Below are 21467 nucleotides of genomic sequence, written 5' to 3'. Positions count from 1 at the left end.
GGCATTATTTGTAACCATTTGAAGAAGATTTGCATGGTACCTTATGGGTTCACCAAATTCTGGATTATCTCATCGGTATTTAATTGGTCTTGAAAATTTGGTTAAGTTAGACTAGACTATATTTATGAATTTTTATATGGATCAGATATGCAATTTATAAATATATATGATGCTAAAACCCACCTTTCTCAATACTTGGAAAAAATAGCTTCAGATGAGGAAGAGATTATCATTTGCAAACATGGCAAACCCATCGCAAAACTTGTCAAATATGAAACTCCCAAAAAGAGACAATTAGGATTAGGAAAAGGTCAGATCACTATAGCGGAAGATTTTGAAAGTTTGCCTGATGAGTTTATGGACTATTTTTCATGAAATATCTTTTAGATACTTGCGTTTTACTATGGGCACTAACGGGTGATGAAAAACGGCTAAAGGAATTTATTTCTCCTATTCAAGATATTCAGAATTCGATATTTGTTAGCATAGTCAGCTATTGGGAAATTGTTGTAAAAAAAACATTAAATAAAATAACAATACCTGATAATTTTATTGAATTAGTTGAAAAATCGGGCTTTAGTTGGCTGCAGTTAGAATTACACCACATACAAAAACTAGAGAAGCTCCCTCTTCATCATAATGATCCATTTGATCGTTTGCTGGTAGCACAGGCTATGGCTAATAATTTTCAATTACTAACCCCAGATAAACACATCCTGGAGTATTTTAAAAGTAATTAAAAGCCATAATGCGCTATCTGTTGTGTTTATTTTAAAGTATTGTAGCTTCTCAATCCTATATCTCTCAGTGCTTTGCGCGGTTATCTATTTCTAATAGTATTAGGATTTTGCCATATATATTCACCATGTTGATTCATTTCAGCTCTAGAAGCCTCTAATGAATCATTCCTAAACAGAAGATAATAATGAGAAGAAGGTCCATTTTTGTACGTCATATAAACAAAGGTTCTATAATCATTTTTATCTTCTTTTTCGAAAAGAGGCTCTCCACACAATTTTTTTACTTCATAAAGGCTCATACCTCTTTCTATAAGCTTGCCTTGGCACCTAAGTTTGTCAAACCCATATTCAGAAAAAGCAATTGAAGGAAGGCAGAAAGAAAACAATAAAAAATATAGAGTACGCATTAATTAGTCCTTTAATATTGTTGTAAATAAAGTATACATTATGGTCATTAAAATTTTTATTTCTCTATAATAGAGATTTTTTTTCTACACTTTAAACTATTTTGAAATAGAACTAATTCTGAATTGGTTTGTAACTATGTAGTGAGGTAATGCTAGTAAATATCGGATATGAATTTTTCGTATTACCCACGGCTAATATCAGCTATTGTTTAAATTTTTTAACATAGTCCGTAACCTCTTCAACATTATTACTAAATAAATACTTTATCCCGCGATTTAACTCTCGCAATAAGTTATTCTTTGAATCAACAAATCCTACTCCTGCAATTTGATGTGCTGCGCTTAATGCTTGCACGTGCTTATCTCTTAGAAGCAAGTAATGCCCAAGCACCCCACCATAACCTTTCTCAATAGAAATCTTCGTATATTCGCTGACGTTGTCATGCACTGGTACTAATAAAAGACTTTCTTTAGGGAAGTCATTCAAGTAAGGAAGAATATGATTGTCTAAAGTAATTAAATGATAATCCTCACAAGGTTTTAAGGAGCTCAACACTTTTTTAAGGGATTCAAACGCTGAAAAAGGGGATTTTAACTCAATGAATAAATGTATTTTTTTACCAAAATTCTGAACAATTTCTTCCAGAGTGGGTAAATTAGGGCAATGCGTGCGTAGGGTTTGAAAATGACTATCGCGGATGCTTAAATTTTTTTTCCAAATTCTTTTTAAATCGGGATCATGATTTACAACCAACACCTTGTCCGCGCAAGCATGAATATCTAACTCAATTCCCCAGCAGCCCAAATCGAGCGCCCGTTTAAATGCCGCATACGTATTTTCTTCAATGCCAAAACGTTTATCGTGCGCTCCTCGATGAGCAATTATTCGCGCCTCTTTGATTACTTGCACAGTCGGTACTTTACGAGGAATATAAGCGATTACCTTATCAATCATTTTTTCAATTTTTTTTAAAAATTTCTGATCGGGGTTTTTAATTTCAGTTTTCATTAAATGGTATAAACAGCGGCGAATCTTCTATACTGTCAAAGTAAAACCAATGAGTCAAACTAATGGGATTGACATCAATCCTATTCTTCAGTACTTTTAGCGACCATGCCGAGGTGGTGGAATTGGTAGACACGCTAGCTTCAGGTGCTAGTGGGGGCAACCCCGTGGAGGTTCGAGTCCTCTTCTCGGTACATTTAAACTTTCTCGCTTTGCATTTGATAAAAACTTTTCAGCTCAAAATCCACGTAATTTTCCAGTAGTTTTTTAATTTCGTGTTCGGCCCCGGTATGGGTTTCGTATTCGGTGTGAAATTTAACGGGAGAGAAAGTTTTGGGTTTATTGAGGAGGTAAATTACGGAGCCGTCTGCTTTGTAGATATTTTTTTCGCCAGTAATTTCTTGTATACGATAAGAAATTTTAAATCCCCTATAAATATACTCAGTCACTTATCCACTCCTTGTTAGATTTGCTTTATTCATTATCTTGCTAAATTAAGTTAGTGGCAACAGGTTTTATCAAGGTTAGTTTTTAACTTTATTTCCTAACTTTTCTCCAAAATGAATAGGGTCACCGGCTTTAAAATGGGGGGCCCATTTTATGTTTTCCCCATCGGCAAAGAGTAATATTACGGTAGATCCCAATTTGAAATATCCCATTTCATCGCCTTTTTCCAAATGAATAGGCTCCGCATACTCAAAATGCGCTATGTGAGGGCCGCGCACCAGGTCTCCATGCCAGCTTGTACCAATACCACCTACAATCGTGGCGCCTACTAATACCATAACCATAGGACCTGCTTGCGTATCAAAAAAAACGACCAGACGCTCGTTACGTGCGAATAAATGAGGAATAACCCGTGCAGTGGTTGGTTGTACGGAAAAAAGCTTACCTGGTACGTAAATCATTTTCTCTACGGTTGCGTCTACAGGCATGTGGACACGATGGTAGTCTTTTGGTGATAAGTAGAGGGTGGCAAATAAACCATGTTCGAATAATTGGCTTTTCGGATCAAAAGCCAAAAGTTGTTTTACGGAATAAAATTTTTTCTTGGCTTGTAGGACACGTCCCGTATCAATTCTTCCAATTTCGCTTACAAAACCATCAACGGGAGAAATAATGTCTGCTTTTGCAATGGGTCTTGCTTCTGGTTTAAGACGGCGTATAAAAAAATCATTAAAGCATGCATATTGTGTCGGATCTTCTTGCAAGGCTTCGTGCATGTTGACCTTGTATTTTTTTATAAAATTTTTAATTAAATGATTCTTGACCGCCGGGTTTTTTACATTAGCTAGTACTCCGGCTAACGAAGTTAACCCATGCTTAGGCAGAATAAATTGTGGGAATGTTTTAAGATAATCCAAAACCATGAAAGTTAATCCATTAATTAAATTGCGCGAGCGCGGAATGTTCAAACTTCTCGGGTTGCTGTTTATTGATTTGCACTACCACCCAGGAGATTATAGCAACCAACGAAACAAAACCAGCAGGTAGCCAAAAAAATGATTTGGTAGAGGCTATTTGTTGGCATATGGGTAATAGGATTGCGCCCAAAGTAGCAGATAAAGCATAAATAGTAGAAACGCCTCGACAGCGGTATTGAGCAGGTAATTGTAAGTACAGGAAGTAGAACAAGGAAGAGCAAATTAAACTATTGCAAAGTACATAGCCTCCCAACGAAAAAATGACTCCAATTGTTGATTGTATGGCAGTGAAATAGAATAAAGCAGGGGCCGCAAGAGAAATAATGATCATTCCTCCTTGGAATAGTTTTTTGCATTTTGTGGGGGAAGTAAAAAATGCAAAAAACAAGGCTAAAATGGCTGAACCACATTGAGCCAGTGAGCCGGCCCAAGAGCATTGCACGCTGCTCCATAGTTTTTGATCAATAGCAAAAGATACCCAAAATATATTACAAATATAAACAGAAACACTAACGAAAGCGCCGGTGATAGCAATATTGATTAAACCAGGCCAATATTTAGTCCAGGGAATTGTGGATTTGTGAGACTGTGCTTGTAAAAATTCGGGGGATTCTTTCAATTTTTTACGCAAACGACAAACGTATAAAGAAATAATTCCAACCAGTGCAAAAACCAAGCGCCAAAGAATAGATATAGAAGAAGATTGTAATAAGGCCGCTATGGTACCGCCCAGGAACATTCCCAAAGCGCCGCTTACAGCTACCAAACTTCCAGCCCACAAAGGTTTTTGGGTATGATGTTCGACCATAAACATGCCCGAAGTATTAATTTCGCCTCCTAAAGCAAGTCCTTGTATTAGCCGTAAAAAGAGTAAAATCCATGTGCTGTAAATTCCAAGAACGTTATAGCCTGGTAATAAACTAATCCCGATAGTTGCCAAGCCCATTAGCGCCGAGGAAAACACCAAAGGTTTACGCCGGCCATTTTTGTCAGCTTCGCTACCAAACAGCCAACCTCCCAGAGGTCGCGCTAAATAAGCGGCGGCAAATAGAGCAAAAGTTAAAGTGAGACTATACGCTGAGTTGGGAAAGAATTCTTTAGCGAAAATAGATTTGGCTAAGTACAAATAGAGAGTGAAATCTAACCACTCCAGGAAGACCATAGAGAGGACAATTAATAAAGCTGAACGTTTCAATGAAATACCATGCCTAACATAGATGGGCCACAAAGACCCATCTACATTTTAGTCAATTAAGTTAAATTTTGGATATTATACACTATGTCGGAAAATGATGAATAGGACAGTGCACCCCCACTTCATCAAATGCCGCTATAACCGCTTCGGCATCCCACTCTCTATCGTAGGTGGCTTGAATAACCCCGCATGCCGCAAAGTCATAGTAGGCTAAAGGAGCCCAATAGTTTTTGTTTGCGTCTACCATGACTTGAAACGCTTTTTGAATAGACCAGTCGGGTTTATGGGCTAATAAATAAAAAGCTTTATTAAATACCCCGCTACTAAAATGTACGTTCAGCTCATCATGATAATCATCAGCATGGCTTATAGAGTGTCCATCTTTACTAGGCTCATCCATAAATCGCAATGGAGAACCTCCGATTACGGCTTCCCTGCCAAGGCTCCAATCTTCCCCATCCCAATACCAAGGATATTCTTGGCGAAGATAATCTTGCAATGCGATAGCCGCCATGTCTGAAAAAGCTTCATTGATACCGCCAGATTGACCATCGTAGATCAGTCGAGAATTCAACTCGGTAAAATTATGAGAGAGCTCATGGCCGACCACCGTTTGCGCAGGTGCTGTTAAAAATTGATCGCCATTACCAATAACAATTTGCTGGTGCGAGTAAATATGGTTGCCGACATATATTGTCGGAATGGAGAACGCATTATCCATCCCGCCCAAATGCGTATATGCCCGCAAAGGCAAGTCATCTCCCAAAGGTTTTTCTTGGTGGTAAACCGCTTGATACATTTCTATGGTTTTTTGCGCAAAATACATGGTGTCATTAATTGGCGAATAGGAATAGTTAATAGGGCCTGACAACCCATCGCTAAAATTAATATATTGGCTCAGGGCATCACAAGGGTAAGAAAAAACATCGAGTTTTTTTTCTCTCTCGTCTAAAGTGGTGACAGGGAAAGCATCATATCCCAGGTGGGTGTTTTTTAAATTAATTGTGCGAAACGTCTCATTTTCCACCAGGCAAAACCCGTTAACAACTTGTACATCAAATTTTCCCAAGGATGGAAACCCCGGAAAAGCATTGCCATGTTGAAAGACTCCAGAGCGGTATGGTAAAGGAAAAGAGTTTCCCCCCATACCTTGCCCTATATTCTCGCTATGCATATTGTCCCACTCTTTTAAAATGGCTCCCGATTGGGCATCGACGATATAGTTAGGTGAATGTATATGAAAGCCTGTTCCATTTGTGTAAAAAACAACATGATAGGCCAAGTGTGCTTTCTTTTTAGGATCCAGAAAGATAATTTTTTCTGTTTTTTTAAATTTTATGCGGTCGGTAATTTTTTTACTAAGTTTTTCTTCAATTGCCGCGGCGGTAAATTGCGCATTAAGTATTGGTATATCTTGCTCTATTTCTTTAATCATCATGCCAGTAACTAATGATTTGTTTTTATTAGAATGCACAATTATTTCATGGCCCCATATGGGTATCATTTTGTACATTTGCTGATAGCGAGTGTGTGGTGAACCGGAGGGTTTTAAACGTTTCAATTGATAGTCGGGTTGTGATTGATTGGTAATTAAAGCATTTTGCGGGTTGGAAAATCCGGTAAAACTTGCTAAACCTTCTTTTGTGGTTTCTCCCCATAAAAGTTGTTGAGTTGCTGCATTCGCATTAATTACAGCGCCAAAAGCCACCAATGAAATCATCCTTTTCATAGTATTGCTCCTGTTTATCCCTCTTTCATCGTGCTATAAAGATAGAAAAAAAACAATACAGAAAAATGCTAAATTTTATATTTACTATCCTGCTTGTTGAAGGTTTTATCACTATTTCGGTGGAAATTCTTACCATTCGCCAATTAATTCCTTTTTATGGGAGTAGTGTAGTCATTACCAGTATTATTATTGGCATATTTTTACTGTTTTTAGCTATAGGCTATTGGCGAGGTGGTACGTTTCAGAAAGACTTTTTTAAGAAATTAAACCAAAACTTTATTTTAAGTCTACTCTGGATAGGGATTGGCTTGAGTTATTTTTTCATCTCGTTCTTTTTTTATGGTTCTGTTTATTTTTTAAAATTTCCTATCCTGCTGAGTTTATTTCTATTTTTAATGCTAATACTTTCCCCTATTGTCTACTGGCTAGGACAAACAGTGCCGTTAGTTACCAATTTATTTAGCCAATCATTGCGCATTTCGAGTATCAGTGGACGAGCACTTTTTCTAAGCACCATAGGTTCATTTTTAGGTGCGCTACTGACTTCTTTAGTACTATTTCAATGGTTGGGGGTGGCTTGGACCGTTCTTATAAATTGCTGCTTATTATTTATTTTAATTGCATATATTCAACAAAAAGATGGTGAAGTTTCCTTCTTGCGATTGATGATTTTGGTTATGTGCTTATTGTTTATTGCTTTTCTAAATGTAGTCATAGAGCATGGACAATTTAAAAAAACAAATAATTACGCCAATTACCGCATATTGGAGCAAGATGATTTTAGTAAAATATTGCTAATAAATGATTCCTACAGCTCTTTGATTACTCCTGATAAAAAAATATTCCCCTATGCTGCTTTTATTCGTTCGCTTTTATTTGAACAACTTAAATTACAGAATAAAAAAATTTTAATTATTGGGGCTGGCGGATTTACTCTATCTGCAGCCGGTACAAATAACAATGATATTACTTACATTGATATAGACCCTGCCATAAAAGACATTGTAGAAAAAGATTTTTTAAATGAACCTGTTAAGGGAAAATTTAAAGGAGAAGATGCGCGTAGTTTTTTATTAAAAGAGAATAGTTTGTATGATGTAATTGTTTCTGATGTGTATAGCAATCAAAATATGATTCCGCCGGCATTAGTCACTCGGGAATATTTTCAATCAATATCTACCCGTTTAAATAACAATGGTTTAGCTATTTTTAATATTATTTCTAATCCTTTATTTACGGACGAATTTTCTCAAGTACTTTTTAATACCATTCACAGTGTATTTCGTTTTTGTGCTGTTATACCCTTAAAATGGGATCATGCGTTGGCAAATATTATTTTTGTTTGTCCTAAAAAAAGAGATAATCAGTCAATTTATAGCGATGATTTAAATCGTTCCACTTTAGATTTTTTTAAACTGAATCAGAAATGAAATTTAATATAATTGGTTGCGGCCGTTTAGGAAAAAACTTAGCACTTGCTTTAGTAAATTGTGGTTTAAGCATAGGAGGTATTTATAATAAACACATACATACAGCCGTGTGCGCTGCGAAAATGATTGGGGCAGGTACCGCATGTTCCTCATTGAACGATTTGCCCCCTGCGGATCTTTTGTTTATCACAACGCCTGATGATGTAATAGAAAATATCGTCGCAGACATTCAAGCATCGACTATTCAGTTGACTAATACGCTGGTAGTTCATTGCAGTGGCGTGTTAAGTTCACAAATTCTTAACCCTTTAAAAACGCAAGGAGCTTTAGTTGCCAGTTTGCATCCGCAAAAGGCAATTACTACTACTTGTACCCAAGCTATGTTTAATGGAGTATTTTTCTCTGTTGAGGGAGATAGCAAAGGGGTAGATTATTTAAAAAGACTTGTTACGCAGATGGGTGCTATTATTTTCTCTGTAAATCCAGAGAAAAAAGCGAGTTATCATGCCGCTTCAGTTATTGCGTCCAATTATTTAGTTACCTTGGCTTATTGGGCGGTAAATTTATATGAAGATGCCGGGATGGATACGCAGGCAGCAAAGCAGATAACTGAGAATTTAATGGCTAGTAGCTTAAGAAATATTATTAATAATACAGATTGTAGCTCCGCACTCACCGGACCTTTGCAACGAGGAGATATTCAAACGATTACTAAACACTTACAAACACTTAATAAACATACAGTGGAAGATCTGTATAAAGCCTTGGCTATCGCTACCTTACCCCTTACCCATTTGGAGAAAAACACGCAAGACAAGCTTCTTGAAATTTTGAAAAATAACCCAATTGTGGTATAGAACTTAATTTGCACAATTTCACAGGAATTTTCCATGTCATTAATGAGTATTATACAAAAACTAAAATCCCTCTTTTCTAGTAAGAAAGTACATAAAAAAAGCAAAAACAGACAGAAAATGACGGGAACTATTAAATTTTTTGATCGCAAAAAACGCTTTGGTTTTATTATTGCTGGTAAAGACGAATATTTTTTCCATGCTGCGGCTACAAGACCCAAAGATTTTCGGTCGTTACAAGATGGAGTTGCGGTGAAATTTAATGTTATTCAGGGTAAAAAAGGGCCACAAGCTGCCAATATAGAAATTCTGTAGGCTGGGGCGCGATAAGCTTAATAAAGGAAGGTGGAAAGATTGTCGGGCCTTGCGGCCGGACCTAGATATAAGGTGAGAAGATGGAACAAATAGATGTTTCTTCAACGAAAAACGTACAGCAACAAATACAACAATTAAGTGCGTATTTAAATTCACGAATCCTTGGACAAAAAGAGCTAATCTCTCGTTTATTAATTGCTTTGCTTGCTGATGGCCACCTTTTAGTAGAAGGAGCCCCCGGGTTAGCAAAAACACGTGCAGTTAAAGAATTATCATTGGGAGTAGAGGGAAATTTTCACCGTATCCAATTTACACCTGATTTATTACCTGGGGATTTAACTGGCACAGATGTTTATAGGCCTGAGGATGGGTCTTTTGTTTTTCAGCCTGGCCCTATTTTCCACCACTTAATTCTTGCCGATGAAATAAACCGTGCACCAGCAAAAGTACAATCTGCTTTATTAGAAGCAATGGCAGAAAGGCAAGTGACCATTGGCGGGCAAACTTACCCTTTACCTGAACTCTTCCTGGTAATGGCAACACAGAACCCTATTGAACAAGAAGGGACATACCCTTTGCCCGAAGCGCAATTAGACCGGTTTTTAATGTATGTAAAAATAAGTTACCCGGAGGCGCCTGTTGAGCATGACATATTAAAGTTGGCAAGACGCGAAGCTTTTGCCATGACTACAGCCAGACCAGAGGAAGAAAAGGTAACTATTTCCCCCTTGCCGCAGAAAGTTTTATTTCAAGCAAGAAAGCAAGTACTTAGTGTTCACACTAGCGATGCTTTAGAACATTACATAGTGCAATTAGTGGTAGCTACCCGTAATCCTCATCGTTATAGTGATCAATTACATAGATGGTTGCGATATGGAGCAAGTCCGCGTGCCACGATTGCCCTCGATCGTTGCTCTAAAGCGCATGCCTGGCTTTGTGGACGTGATTATGTGACCCCTGAAGATATCCATGTTATTGCTCATGATGTTTTACGTCATCGCATTCTTTTAACGTTTGAAGCGGAAGCCGAAGGGGTAAATAGTGATGACTTTATTAATGAATTGTTACGCAAAGTAGCGTTGCCATAAGAAAATGATGACAGACGGTATAGTTGCAGATATTTCAGAGCTGATCGATCTCAAGCGTTATGCACGTTCTGTAAAATTTCATCCCCAAAAAAAGATAGTACGTGCCGGTAATCATGTTTCTAAAATTCGTGGAAGAGGCATGGACTTTGCAGAAGTAAGGAATTACCAGCCCGGAGATGAAATACGCCATATGGAATGGCGTATTACAGCGAGGACAGGTAAGCCTCATGTAAAGTTATATGAAGAGGAACGCGAACGGCCCGTCGTCGTCATTGTTGATTTTAATCCTTCAATGTACTTTGGTACGCGGGTTGCTTTTAAGTCGGTGGTTGCTGCGCGATTAGCTTCTTTAATTGCCTGGACTACTGTGAAGCAAGGAGACAGAATAGGCGGGTTATTATTCTCAGCTGACCGTCATAGTGAATATGTGCCCATGGGTAGAGACGCGGGTGTTTTAACTCTGCTAAGCGGATTAAGCCAATATTCTAAAGAAAAGAATTTTCATTATGAAATTAGTGGCAAGCCTTTAAGTCAAGCGCTTTTAAGAGCGCGCAGAGTCATCCGACCGGGTAGTATTTTGGTATTGATAAGTGATTTTTATAATGTGGATAATATTGTAAAAGATCATTTATCACGATTACGCGTCAATAACGAAATTTTAGCTTATCATATTTGCGATCCTTTAGAACTTTCACCGCCCAGGCCACAACAATATGCGATCTCCAATGGTTCGCAAGAATTATTGCTAGATACCGCTGATGATAAGGTATCACAAGCCTACAGCTTATACTGTGACAATCGTATTGAGAATCTGCGTGCTATGCTAAAAAGCTTACATATTCAATATGCCCAGGTAACAGCTGAAATGGATGTAGCGTGGGTAGTGAGAGGGACTTTCCCAAGAAGGAATTAAATTGTAGGCTGTGCCTGCTCGCTAGCCCACACTGTCATGATGAATAAAGAAATTAATAAATCTATGAAAATTTTCTTGAGAAAAATCATTCTTTATACAGGCTTAATTTTAACGCCTACTACCATTATGGCGGCATCTCCACCGGAGCTTGCGCAGTTGAAAGACATACATTTGCCAGAGCGCATTCACTGGTGGCCTTTAGCTCCTGGCTGGTATGTCTTAGCGGCGATACTTGTGATTGCCCTCATTTTTATATCCCTTTTGATTTATACCCAACATAAGAAAGGCCGCCCCAAACGTGAGGCTTTAGGACTTTTAAATAAATACGAAGACGAATTTTTAAAAGATAACGATTCGCAAAGAGCTTGTGCCAGGATTTCCGAGTTACTAAAAAGAGTAGCTTTGGCTTATTTCCCTCGTGAACAGGTCGCATCACTTAAAGGAGAAGATTGGTTAATTTTTCTAACAAAAACTGGTAAAGATACGAATTTTTTAGCGGTTAAGGTAGAGTTACTAGAAATCCCATTTCGTCGCCAGCTAACAAGCGGTAACATAATTTTATTGTTTAGCCAGGCGCGAACATGGATTGCGCAAAGGAGAGGCCATGTTTGAATTAGCTTACCCATGGGTTCTTCTTTTTTTCCCTATACCTTTTTTTATTTGGTATTTTTTGCCACGAATTCCTATTCAATTAGCTGCAGCTTTAAAGGTGCCATTTTTTGATGCCATGGTGCAAGTAGTAGAGAAAAACCAAGAGCTGAGCTTTAAACGTAGTCGGTTTCTTTTAATTTTTATTATTTGGTTTCTATTGTTATTTGCGCTTTCAGGACCTCGTTGGGTAGGAGAACCGCAACCTTTGAAGCGCGAAGGGTATAACATAATGTTGGTGCTTGATATTTCAGGGAGCATGGAACTTCCTGATATGCTATTTCATGGACGCCCAGTCTCCCGATTGGCCGTGGTGAAAAGAGCTGCTGAACAGTTTGTACAAGAGCGTATAGGTGACAAAATTGGTTTGATATTATTTGGGATGCGTGCGTATCTGCAAACACCACTCACTTATGATCGCAAAAACGTCCTCATGCGTATAGAAGATGCTACTGTAGGTCTTGCTGGTAAAACGACCTCTATTGGCGATGCTCTGGGATTGGCAATCAAACGTTTACAAAATACGCCAGAGAAAGGACGGGTTATTATTTTGCTGACAGACGGTGTAAATAATTCGGGTGTTTTAGAGCCTGTAAAAGCGGCGGAATTAGCAAAAGGGGATAACATTAAAGTTTATACAATCGGCTTAGGGTCGGACAGTAGCAGTGTACCATTAAATGGCTTATTTTTTGGAATAAATGCCGCTGCAGAGTTAGATGAAGAAACTTTGAAAAAAGTCGCAGACCTGACGGGTGGAAAATATTTTCGTGCCACTGACGCGCAATCTTTAGAAGAAGTTTATAAAAGAATTAATCAATTAGAAAAAATTAGCCAAGAGGAAGAAACGGTTAGACCACAAGTGGAATACTATCCTTGGCCTTTAGCTATCGCTTTATTTTTATTTTTTTATTGGATGGCTGAAATAGGGGGGCTCACTTTCCCCAAGTTATTTGTTAACCGGAAAGAGGCAACAGAATAATGGCAGAATTTCATTTCCTTCGACCATTATGGCTTTTGGCTTTTATACCCTTAACTATCATTTTTTATTTATTATTTTCTCGCCCTACTATGTTACGGGTATGGGAGAGTGTTTGTGATTCGCATTTATTAAAACAATTATTCGCCAACACGCATCAAAGAAAAAGATCCAGTGCGTTCACTATTCTGGGTATTAGTGCCTTATGTATGGTGATTGCTTTAGCGGGCCCCTCGTGGACTCGTTTACCCGTCCCTACCTACAAGGAAGTAAAGCCTAAAATTTTGCTGTTGGATATGTCTGATTCCATGCTTAATAATGATTTGTCCCCTGATCGCCTGAGCCGGGCTAAATTTAAATTACACGATTTACTGGGAGCAAAAAATGCTGCTCAATATGGCTTAATCGTTTATAGTGGTGAGCCTTTCGTTGTTTCACCATTAACAGAAGATAGTCAGACAATCGATTCTTTATTGTCTTCCCTGGCCCCTGATGTAATGCCCGTAGAGGGACAAAAATTAGAAACCGCGCTGGAGGAAGCAGGAAAATTATTTGAACAGGCAGGCTTTCATCAAGGAGATATTCTGGTTTTAACGGCCACAGCTCCTTCTGAAGAGGCAATAAATGCTGCTTCTACTTTAGCTGGTGCTGGCTTTAAAGTTTCTATCTTACCAGTTTTAAAAGAACAAAATTCCGAGGCTTTTCGCGAGTTTTCTCAAGAGGGTAAAGGGAAGTTGTTAACTTTTTCTGATGATTCTTCGGATTTGGACGAATGGTTAAATACATCAACCAATAAGCAATATAGTTCTAATCTGCAAAATGAAGCCCCAGTCTGGAAAGATGAAGGCAAATGGTTTTTAATTCCTGCGCTCATCTTTTTATTACCGGTATTTAGAAAAGGATGGCTGCAAAAGGTGCAACAATGAGTCGTGTCTACAGAACTATTTTATTGCTTCTGGTTATTTCTCCAGCTACAAGCCTTGCCTGGACATGGACAGATCTGTGGCTAACAAAAGATCAACAAGCTCAGCAGCTTATGCAGCAAAATAAATATAAAGAAGCAAAGAAAACTTTTCTACGTAAAGATTGGCAAGCAGCTGCAGCTTACCGTTCCGGCGATTATGAAGAATCTGCGAAAAAACTTTCTACTATAGACGAAGAGGAAGCGCATTATAATCGTGGGAACGCCTTAGCTCATATGGGAAAATATGAAGAATCGATAGCCGCCTATAACAAAGCTTTGGCAATTAATCCAAACAATCAAGATGCTTTACATAATCGCAAAATCATTGAAGATTTGTTGAAAAAAGAAAAAAAAGAACAGCAGGATAAGCAAAACCAGGATAAGCAAAACCAGGATAAGCAAAACCAGGATAAGCAAAATCAGGATAAGCAAAACCAGGATAAGCAAAACCAGGATAAGCAAAACCAGGATAAGCAAAACCAGGATAAGCAAAACCAGGATAAGCAAAATCAGGATAAGCAAAACCAGGATAAGCAAAATCAGGATAAGCAAAACCAGGATAAGCAAAACCAGGATAAGCAAAACCAGGATAAGCAAAACCAGGATAAGCAAAACCAGGATAAGCAAAATCAGGATAAGCAAAATCAGGATAAGCAAAATCAGGATAAGCAAAACCAGGATAAGCAAAATCAGGATAAGCAAAATCAGGATAAGCAAAATCAGGATAAGCAAAATCAGGATAAGCAAGAAATAGGTGAAGCTTCAAAGGAGAAAAAAAATCAAGAAGAAGCTAAAGAACAATGGTTACGCTTAATACCTGACGACCCTAGTGGTTTAATGCGAGAAAAATTATTACGTGATCATTTAAGAAGACAAAATGGATGGAATCAATGAGAAAATATCTTCTAGTATGGTTATTCGTTTCATATAGTATTGCTGATGCAGCGATTATTACCGAAGTTAATCCCCCCAAAGGACACATGGGCGAGACATTTAGCTTAACTCTCTCGGTTGAGAATGCTCAACAACATACCGCTGCTCCAGATCTCACTCCATTACAAAAAGATTTTAATATAGTAGGTACTGAGAGGAATTTATCCCTTTCCATAATAAATGGACAAACTAGCTCTGTCAGTCGTTGGACTATTTTATTAATGCCTAAAATAACAGGAATAATAACTATTCCACCTATACAAGTTGGTAATGAACACAGTGAGGCGACTAGCATAGAAATAAGTGGCGAGGCAAAAGTAGAGCCTACTACTAACAACGCTACTGGCGATGACGTTTTATTAAAAACAGAAGCAGATCCTTCTGAGGTTTTTGTTAATCAAGAAATTACTTTTACGGTTAAACTGTACAATAAACAAAACCTGATTGACGTAGTATATCAACCTCCCACGGTAGAAAATGCATTACTCTTGCCCTTGGGGGAAGGTAAGAGATATCAAACCATTGAAAATGGTGAGCCGTATATTGTGGAGGAAGAGCGCTATGCCATTTTCCCGCAGAAAAATGGTTCTTTTGAAATAATTCCCCCGCGTTTTAATGCTTTGGTTTATGATTATGTACCGCGTAAAGTTAGCTTGCAGGGTAAACTTCTAACAGTCACTGTTAAACCCATACCTCCTTCTTTCAGTGGTAAGAATTGGTTTCCAGCTAAAAAAGTGGTTTTATCAGAAGAGTTAAGCTCTCCGGCTACTAACTTTTTACAAGGTAGTACCCTCATACGTAATATAACTATTCAAGCGAAAGGTGCGCCGGGTGAATTAATTCCTGGCTTAGATTTAGGTATGGGTAATAACTTCAAAATTTATTCAGAAAAACCAGAAATTCAAACTACTACCCAGAACGCTGAATTACTAGGCACTGCAAAAATTAAAGTTACCTATTTATTCAACAAACCCGGTGATATCACGGTACCTGAAGTAAGAGTACCCTGGTTTAATACTAATACGGGTAAACAAGAGTTTGCGCTCTTACCAGCGCGAACTTTTCATATTGATGCAAAAGAAGGAGCCCAGGCTCCCCGGAACACAGGAATGAATACGGAAACACCGGTGGCTAAAAAACAATCCCTTAATCCACAGGTGAAGCCAAGAGAAGAACCACTGGCTTTACCTTGGTTAATTGCGATAGTTTTTGCGGCAGCCTGGATTATTACTGTTCTATTATGGCTCTTTTGGCGCAAACCAAAGGCCAATGTAAATAAACGACACGCATTAAAAAACCTACAGGAAGCTTGTTTAAAAAATAACGCGGTGCAAGCGCAAACTTCTTTATTAGCTTGGGCAAGAGTACAGTGGCCGCAGCAGAAAATATTAAATTTAAACGATATAAGTAAACAATTGAGTGAGCCGACATTTAAAAAAGAAATTCAATTTTTATCCGAAGCCATTTATAGTCAAGAGAAGAAGCGTTTTTGGCAAGGCAAAGCTTTGTGGCAATGTGTAGTAAATTTTCGCAGTCGCAAAAAGCCGAAAATGAAGAAAAAAGGTCTGCCGCCAATAAACCCGGATTGATGACGGAGACAAAATTTCCGCTTTTTCGTGTTTTGTGCGGAAGATCAAAATTTCCGCCCCCCTCACGGTCACGATTCGGATGCTAACAGCCGAGCCGCGGACCGTAAGTAAGCGGAAGTTTTGGGGTGGTGCGGCACGCAAGTAAACGGAGATTTTATTTTGCAGGAGCGAGCTAAATGGACTTTAGATAAATGGAGATGATTAAGGACAAAATATTACAGCACTTTTATTCTTATAAATGTCTCTTTCCTTTTTTGGCCTGGTTACCAGAGCTTAAGCAAAAGAGAATTTTAAAAGCAGATATCTTTGCCGGGATTACGGTTGCCATGCTTATGATTCCCCAGTCCATGGCATATGCTCATTTAGCAGGGCTGCCTGTTAACTATGGTCTTTACGCCGCTTTCATCCCACCTTTTATAGCAGCGTTATTTGGTTCTTCACGCATTCTTTCCACAGGCCCCGTTCCCGTTTCTACATTACTAACAGTCGTTGCTTTACAACCTATTGCTGCGATTGGCACTCCTACCTATATACAATACGTGGTTTTATTAACGTTATTAGCAGGAATAATTCAATTTTTATTAGGCCTATTACGCTTTGGGGTAGTAGTTAATTTTATTTCATATCCTGTTATTTTAGGATTTATTAATGCAGTAGCAATTATTATTGCCAGTATGCAGCTGGGGAATCTTTTTGGGGTATATGCGACCTCTGCCCCCAGCTATTATCAAACAGTATGGCAAGTACTTATGGATGCCGTGGAAAATATCCATTGGCAGGCAGTAGGAATGGCTTTTATTACTTTTGTAATTATTTTAGGTGGAAGGCGGTTTGCCCCTAAATGGCCGCATACTATTATGGCGGTTATCGTTACTACCTTATTAGCCTGGTTATTACATTATGAGAAGCTGGAAGAAATAAGTCCTAAACAAATCATAAATCCTTCTGTGCAAGAGATGATCAAGCACCAGCAGACTTATTCAAAAGATATAGAAAAATTAATAAAAAAAGTAGCGGACAATGAAGCGGCTTTAGAAAAAATTTCTACGGACTTAGGGGGAACCTCCGAAACCGCAGAAAATGCGCTTAACGAAATGACTCAAGCCAAGTGGGCTCTAAAAAGATTTATAGAGCGCCATATCATTGAAAACAATGAATTAAACCGTTTGCGTTTCTCACGATTAATTAACAAAAATCAAATTTTCTACTATGTTGCTGATGAAATGTCGCCAATCGGAATTTCAGATACAACCGAATGGAGTATTGCCCGAGTAACATCCAAAGGTAATGTGATTTTACGCTCAGGTGGTGAGGTAATTGGAAGTATTACTCCGGGACTTCCAACATTCCAGCCGGTTGTTTTTGATTGGAATGTAATTACTACAATTTTTGCAGCAGCTTTAGTTATCGCCATAGTAGGCTTTACTGAAGCGATTACTATTGCTAAACGCATAGCAACAGAAACGCGACAAAGATTAAACGTGAATCAAGAATTATTAGGGCAAGGCTTAGCAAAAATTGTGGGAAGTTTTTTTCAGTCTATGCCAGTATCTGGCGGTTTTACGCGTACAGCGGTAAATTTTTATGCCGGCGCACAAACGGGATTTGCTTCCGTAGTAGCAAGTATTGTGGTCATGCTCGCTTTGGTATGGTTCACTCCTTTATTTTATTACTTACCTTATGCCACGCTAGCGGCCATTATTATGATAGGGGCATTAAACTTATTAAATATTAAAGAAATCGGCCGTGTTTGGAAAATAAGCAAAAAAGAAGGGGTGGTAACGCTATTTACTTTACTTTTAACACTTATTTTAGCGCCTCGTTTAGCACAAGCGGTATTGATTAGTATTATTTTATCTTTAGGCATTTATTTATATGACACTATGCGTCCGCGGTTTAGTGAATTAATCCGCACGAAGGAAGGTGATTTAGTAGAAGAGATTACCCCAGAAGAGCAACAAACGTGTTATTTAATTAGTTTGGTGCGTTTTAATGGATCTTTGTATTTTGCCAATGCCGCTTATTTTGAAGATAAAATTTTGAATTTAATTTCGGTGAAGCATCGCTTACGGTACATTATTTTAGATTGTGTCAGTATGAATAAGATTGATGCCAGTGGAATCGAAAGCTTAAGTAGCGTATTTGCTAAATTACAAGATGCAGGAATTGAGTTATGGTTTACTCGCGTTCGTCCTCCTATTTTAATTAAATTAAAAAGAAGTGGTCTTTATGAAAAAATTGGCGAGGAGAATTTTTTTAGGAAAAACGATGATGCGCTTAAAAAGCTTGAGAAGCATTTAGGGGCAAAACATGTGAATACTTGTCCATTATTTAAGTAGGTTGATGCCTACAAGATCAACCTGCGATGTTAATGAGTATTGATTTGTTTAGGCAAGGCACCAACCTACTTGACCTTAATAGCTTTTTAAAAGAATAATGGAGTAACTTCTCAGATGGATAAATACATGCTAAAAATCGCCATTGCTTTCTTTCTTCTTCCCTTGACAGCATTGGCTTCCATCCCGGTTGAAGGTACTTTTGAAGCTTCGCAGTTTTGCCCTGCATATGTTTCTAAAAATAAAAAATCAAATCCTGATAATTTAAGCGCCCAACCCAATACACGTTATCGCATCATTGAGATTAATCGTTTATCTCCTAATTGGGTACGTGTAGAGTTCCCTGCTCATACTCCCGCTTTTCGTTGGTTAAAAGCAGATTGTGGGGTGGCTCAATATGAGATTAAAAATAACAAAACCTGCGATAACACGCCGGGAGCTGCTGATTCACAAATATTAGCATTAAACTGGTTACCTGCTTTTTGTGAGCATTATGGATTGGAAGCAGGGAAGCCCGAGTGTTTGAACCTTTCGGGTGAAACCTTTCAAGCTAACAACCTTATTTTACATGGGCTCTGGCCAAGTCAAAAACGTTGTGGGAATGAGTATGTTTATTGTGGCGGAGAAATAAAAAATCACTATTGTAAGTATTCACCGCTTACTTTAACCGAAAGTGTGGCTGAAAAATTAAGAAATGTGATGCCTGGTTTTGATTCGGGAACTTGCCTTGAACGCCATGAGTGGAGTAAGCACGGTTCTTGTCAACTTTTACCAATGGATGAATATTTCACCATCGCTATCCATTTAACCGAAGAGGTAAATCAAACTCCCCTCGCGGCCTATTTGCGAGCGCACGTGGGGGAAACAGTACAAAAAACAAAATTAAGACAGATGATCCGACAAACTTTTGGTTATGATACGGATAAAAAAGTATTTTTAGGATGTACGAATGGTATGCTCGTTGATGTGTTAATTGAGCTTCCTCCGATAGCTAATCAAGAAGAAAATTTAATCGAGTTAGTTAATAGGTCTGTGGGGACATTCCCGCCTGATAAATGTCCTGAGAACATACATATTTCTGATTTCAGCCACGAGCTATAAACTAAAATGACGCACCTTGGTGAGAATATAATGTTAAGAAATTTCGGTTTAGTGTTTCTGTTACTTTTGTTAACCTCCTGTACGAATATCTTTATGCCGCCCTCTTTTCTAGGTAATGGTTTTCAACAACAACGCATTCTTCCCCCTTTTAACCGGATTAAGGCAGAGGGTGCAATAAATATAAATATTATCATGGATTCTTTACCTCCCCAGGTTATTTTAAAAGGGGATCCGAAAGATGTAATGGAAGTAATAACTGTGGTGAATAATGGTAATTTATTATTACAAATGCCTGAGGGATCTCCTCGCTATGGGGCAGTCTTGGCAGAAGTTCACTTGAATCATTTAAACGCATTTTCGTTTCGTGGTATTGGGGAAGTGAAGGGCCTGCATTTAAATACCAGCTTATTAGACCTTCGCATAGGTAATGAAGGGAAAACTATATTTGGTGGAAACTTGGGAATAAGGGATTTACGCGTTTCAGGAAATGGTTTCGTGCAAATTAGTGGGATAAAAAGTCCTAATATGCATATTCGCGTTCGCGGAAATCCCAAATTGCAATTAGCAGGCATGGCCAATGTCTCTCGCATAGATGCCAACAGCGGCTATATAAGCCTTTATTGGGTAAAAAGTCCTTGTATAGTAGTAAGAGGCCGGGGAAAGTCTTTTATTCAGTTAGCAGGAATTACTGAAAAGCTCGATGTTGAATTATTTGATGATTCTTGCTTCAAAGGAAGATATTTGCGTGCTAGAAATGTATTTGTTAAAACCTTTGATCGCTCTAACGCTGAAATTACTGCGTTGGAGAAACAGCATTCTTTGGCCAGTGGTCAATCCGATATTCATTTTTATAATATCCCTGATATGCGTACCGACTTTATGGCCTTTAATGGCTCGGTGTTAGATATGCGCGACTTGAATGATCCCTTCTTGGAAGAGTATACACGCTATAATATTTCTCCACCTTAGCTAAAGTTTTCCTGGACTGTTTTTATAATTGCATCCAGTTCACCATCTAATGGTAACACATGAGCTGATTCATATAACCAATGGATTTTTACCTGGGGATTGTCTTTAAATAAAGAGGCCACTTTCTGTGAATCCACTACCTCATCGAGCGCCCCCAGAAAAAGATCGGTGGGGCACTTGGGCTGTTCGTAGTTAAAGGATTTAATGAGTTTTAATATTTGCATGATACTGTTTAAAGGTAGTTGCCGATAAGCAAGCTCTTTGTAAGTATTGCTTCTAAGATTCCCCGCCCGGTTTCTTACATAACGAAGGCCCAGGCCTTTTAGCATGGTGGTTAGCTTTAATGCCAAGTTTATATTTATTCTTAGCGCCAGAGCAGGGGCTAGAAGATAGAGATGGTTAAGCGCAAATTGCTCACTCAAATGGCAAGCTAATACCCCTCCTAGAGATAAGCCGAGGACATCGACCTTTTTATATTCTTTCGTTAATTTTTCACAAAATTCCTCGGATGCCTTAATCCAGTCTTGATAGGTACTTTGGGAAAATGCAAGCAAGTTTTGCGCGTGCCCTGGGAGAGAGGGACAAACAATGGTGTCATAATTCGGAAGAGAAGGTACTAAGGCACGGAAAACAGCAGGAGAAGAGGAAAATCCATGTAGAAGTAGCAAGGCGCGTTCTTTTTTCCCGGTATGGATTGCAATATTATCTAATAAATTAGCATGCTCATTTTTAAGCACTTCTACATGTTTTCCTCTCCACATGAAGCGAAAATCGGAAATAGAAATAGGAGACATTCGTTTACTCCTTTGCGATAGTACCCACTATCTTCTGTTAATTTATTGTATAGAAT

The 21467-nt window shown here is 38.4% G+C and carries 22 protein-coding genes and 1 tRNA gene; 16 read left to right on the top strand and 7 right to left on the bottom strand.

The features are described 5' to 3' along the window. Positions 1 to 147: 147 nt before the first annotated feature. Both EL206_RS08365 and EL206_RS08360 read left to right on the top strand, forming a co-directional pair. Positions 148 to 375: a type II toxin-antitoxin system Phd/YefM family antitoxin gene (locus EL206_RS08365; RefSeq protein ID WP_058462434.1), complete on the top strand. Its 228-nt coding sequence runs from the start codon at positions 148 to 150 to the stop codon at positions 373 to 375. Next, on the top strand, positions 372 to 740 hold the full coding sequence (locus tag EL206_RS08360; protein WP_058462435.1) for a type II toxin-antitoxin system VapC family toxin: 369 nt from the start codon (positions 372 to 374) through the stop codon (positions 738 to 740). The genes EL206_RS08365 and EL206_RS08360 overlap by 4 nt, the downstream gene beginning before the upstream one ends. 80 nt (positions 741 to 820) lie before the next feature. Here EL206_RS08360 and EL206_RS08355 read toward each other — a convergent pair whose 3' ends face one another. Further along, positions 821 to 1147: a DUF2845 domain-containing protein gene (locus tag EL206_RS08355; RefSeq protein ID WP_058462436.1), complete on the bottom strand. Its 327-nt coding sequence runs from the start codon at positions 1145 to 1147 to the stop codon at positions 821 to 823. 202 nt (positions 1148 to 1349) lie between these two features. Further along, positions 1350 to 2156, bottom strand: coding sequence for a glycerophosphodiester phosphodiesterase (locus EL206_RS08350; RefSeq protein ID WP_058462437.1), 807 nt, complete (start codon positions 2154 to 2156; stop codon positions 1350 to 1352). A 107-nt stretch (positions 2157 to 2263) separates the two neighbouring features. Here EL206_RS08350 and EL206_RS08345 point away from each other — a divergent pair. Next, positions 2264 to 2347: transfer RNA gene (locus EL206_RS08345), tRNA-Leu, on the top strand. Between the two features lie 3 nt (positions 2348 to 2350). On the opposite strand, the gene EL206_RS08340 is transcribed toward EL206_RS08345, so the two are convergent. From EL206_RS08340 to EL206_RS08325, 4 genes are all read right to left on the bottom strand, one after another. Further along, positions 2351 to 2602, bottom strand: coding sequence for a hypothetical protein (locus EL206_RS08340; RefSeq protein ID WP_058462438.1), 252 nt, complete (start codon positions 2600 to 2602; stop codon positions 2351 to 2353). 75 nt (positions 2603 to 2677) lie between these two features. Then, on the bottom strand, positions 2678 to 3523 hold the full coding sequence (asd, locus tag EL206_RS08335) for an archaetidylserine decarboxylase (protein WP_058462439.1): 846 nt from the start codon (positions 3521 to 3523) through the stop codon (positions 2678 to 2680). 13 nt (positions 3524 to 3536) lie between these two features. Further along, positions 3537 to 4772: an MFS transporter gene (locus tag EL206_RS08330; protein WP_058462440.1), complete on the bottom strand. Its 1236-nt coding sequence runs from the start codon at positions 4770 to 4772 to the stop codon at positions 3537 to 3539. A gap of 82 nt (positions 4773 to 4854) precedes the next feature. Then, positions 4855 to 6501, bottom strand: coding sequence for a M4 family metallopeptidase (locus EL206_RS08325; RefSeq protein WP_058462441.1), 1647 nt, complete (start codon positions 6499 to 6501; stop codon positions 4855 to 4857). Between the two features lie 65 nt (positions 6502 to 6566). Here EL206_RS08325 and EL206_RS08320 point away from each other — a divergent pair, with 65 nt between their 5' ends. The 13 genes from EL206_RS08320 (at position 6567) to EL206_RS08260 (ending at position 20617) form a co-directional block, all read left to right on the top strand. Next, positions 6567 to 7931 (top strand): fused MFS/spermidine synthase, encoded by a 1365-nt coding sequence (locus tag EL206_RS08320; RefSeq protein ID WP_058462442.1) that lies wholly within the window; start codon positions 6567 to 6569, stop codon positions 7929 to 7931. Continuing rightward, positions 7928 to 8788 (top strand): Rossmann-like and DUF2520 domain-containing protein, encoded by an 861-nt coding sequence (locus EL206_RS08315; protein ID WP_058462443.1) that lies wholly within the window; start codon positions 7928 to 7930, stop codon positions 8786 to 8788. The genes EL206_RS08320 and EL206_RS08315 overlap by 4 nt, the downstream gene beginning before the upstream one ends. A gap of 42 nt (positions 8789 to 8830) precedes the next feature. Continuing rightward, positions 8831 to 9100 carry a cold-shock protein gene (locus EL206_RS08310; protein WP_084758859.1) on the top strand — a complete coding sequence of 90 codons (270 nt, stop codon included), beginning with the start codon at positions 8831 to 8833 and terminating at the stop codon, positions 9098 to 9100. An 80-nt stretch (positions 9101 to 9180) separates the two neighbouring features. Further along, positions 9181 to 10188, top strand: coding sequence for an AAA family ATPase (locus EL206_RS08305; protein WP_058462445.1), 1008 nt, complete (start codon positions 9181 to 9183; stop codon positions 10186 to 10188). 7 nt (positions 10189 to 10195) lie between these two features. Further along, positions 10196 to 11101, top strand: a complete 906-nt coding sequence (locus EL206_RS08300) for a DUF58 domain-containing protein (RefSeq protein WP_058462446.1) — start codon at positions 10196 to 10198, stop codon at positions 11099 to 11101. A gap of 63 nt (positions 11102 to 11164) precedes the next feature. Then, positions 11165 to 11713 (top strand): DUF4381 domain-containing protein, encoded by a 549-nt coding sequence (locus EL206_RS08295; protein WP_232048535.1) that lies wholly within the window; start codon positions 11165 to 11167, stop codon positions 11711 to 11713. Then, complete coding sequence (locus EL206_RS08290) at positions 11706 to 12728, top strand: vWA domain-containing protein (protein ID WP_058462447.1); 1023 nt, start codon at positions 11706 to 11708, stop codon at positions 12726 to 12728. Before EL206_RS08295 ends, EL206_RS08290 begins: the two co-directional genes overlap by 8 nt. After that, positions 12725 to 13651 carry a VWA domain-containing protein gene (locus EL206_RS08285; protein WP_058462448.1) on the top strand — a complete coding sequence of 309 codons (927 nt, stop codon included), beginning with the start codon at positions 12725 to 12727 and terminating at the stop codon, positions 13649 to 13651. Before EL206_RS08290 ends, EL206_RS08285 begins: the two co-directional genes overlap by 4 nt. Continuing rightward, positions 13648 to 14583 carry a tetratricopeptide repeat protein gene (locus EL206_RS08280; protein ID WP_141117180.1) on the top strand — a complete coding sequence of 312 codons (936 nt, stop codon included), beginning with the start codon at positions 13648 to 13650 and terminating at the stop codon, positions 14581 to 14583. Before EL206_RS08285 ends, EL206_RS08280 begins: the two co-directional genes overlap by 4 nt. Then, a complete protein-coding gene (locus EL206_RS08275) occupies positions 14580 to 16211 on the top strand; it encodes a protein BatD (protein WP_058462459.1) in 1632 nt (543 codons plus the stop codon). Before EL206_RS08280 ends, EL206_RS08275 begins: the two co-directional genes overlap by 4 nt. 191 nt (positions 16212 to 16402) lie before the next feature. After that, positions 16403 to 18550: a SulP family inorganic anion transporter gene (locus EL206_RS08270; RefSeq protein ID WP_058462458.1), complete on the top strand. Its 2148-nt coding sequence runs from the start codon at positions 16403 to 16405 to the stop codon at positions 18548 to 18550. 114 nt (positions 18551 to 18664) lie between these two features. Beyond that, positions 18665 to 19648, top strand: a complete 984-nt coding sequence (locus tag EL206_RS08265; RefSeq protein WP_084758860.1) for a ribonuclease T2 family protein — start codon at positions 18665 to 18667, stop codon at positions 19646 to 19648. Between the two features lie 30 nt (positions 19649 to 19678). Then, the gene (locus EL206_RS08260) at positions 19679 to 20617 is read left to right on the top strand and encodes a GIN domain-containing protein (RefSeq protein WP_058462456.1); all 939 of its coding nucleotides are present in this window, start codon (positions 19679 to 19681) and stop codon (positions 20615 to 20617) included. Here the strand turns inward: EL206_RS08260 and EL206_RS08255 are convergent. Further along, positions 20614 to 21411 (bottom strand): alpha/beta hydrolase, encoded by a 798-nt coding sequence (locus EL206_RS08255; RefSeq protein ID WP_058462455.1) that lies wholly within the window; start codon positions 21409 to 21411, stop codon positions 20614 to 20616. The two genes, EL206_RS08260 and EL206_RS08255, sit on opposite strands and share 4 nt — an antisense overlap. Between the last annotated feature and the right edge of the window lie 56 nt (positions 21412 to 21467).

The organism is Legionella adelaidensis, assembly GCF_900637865.1.
GTDB classification, from domain to species: domain Bacteria; phylum Pseudomonadota; class Gammaproteobacteria; order Legionellales; family Legionellaceae; genus Legionella_A; species Legionella_A adelaidensis.
Note: the sequence above shows the minus strand (reverse complement) of the source record. Positions and strands in the feature narration are given on the sequence as shown.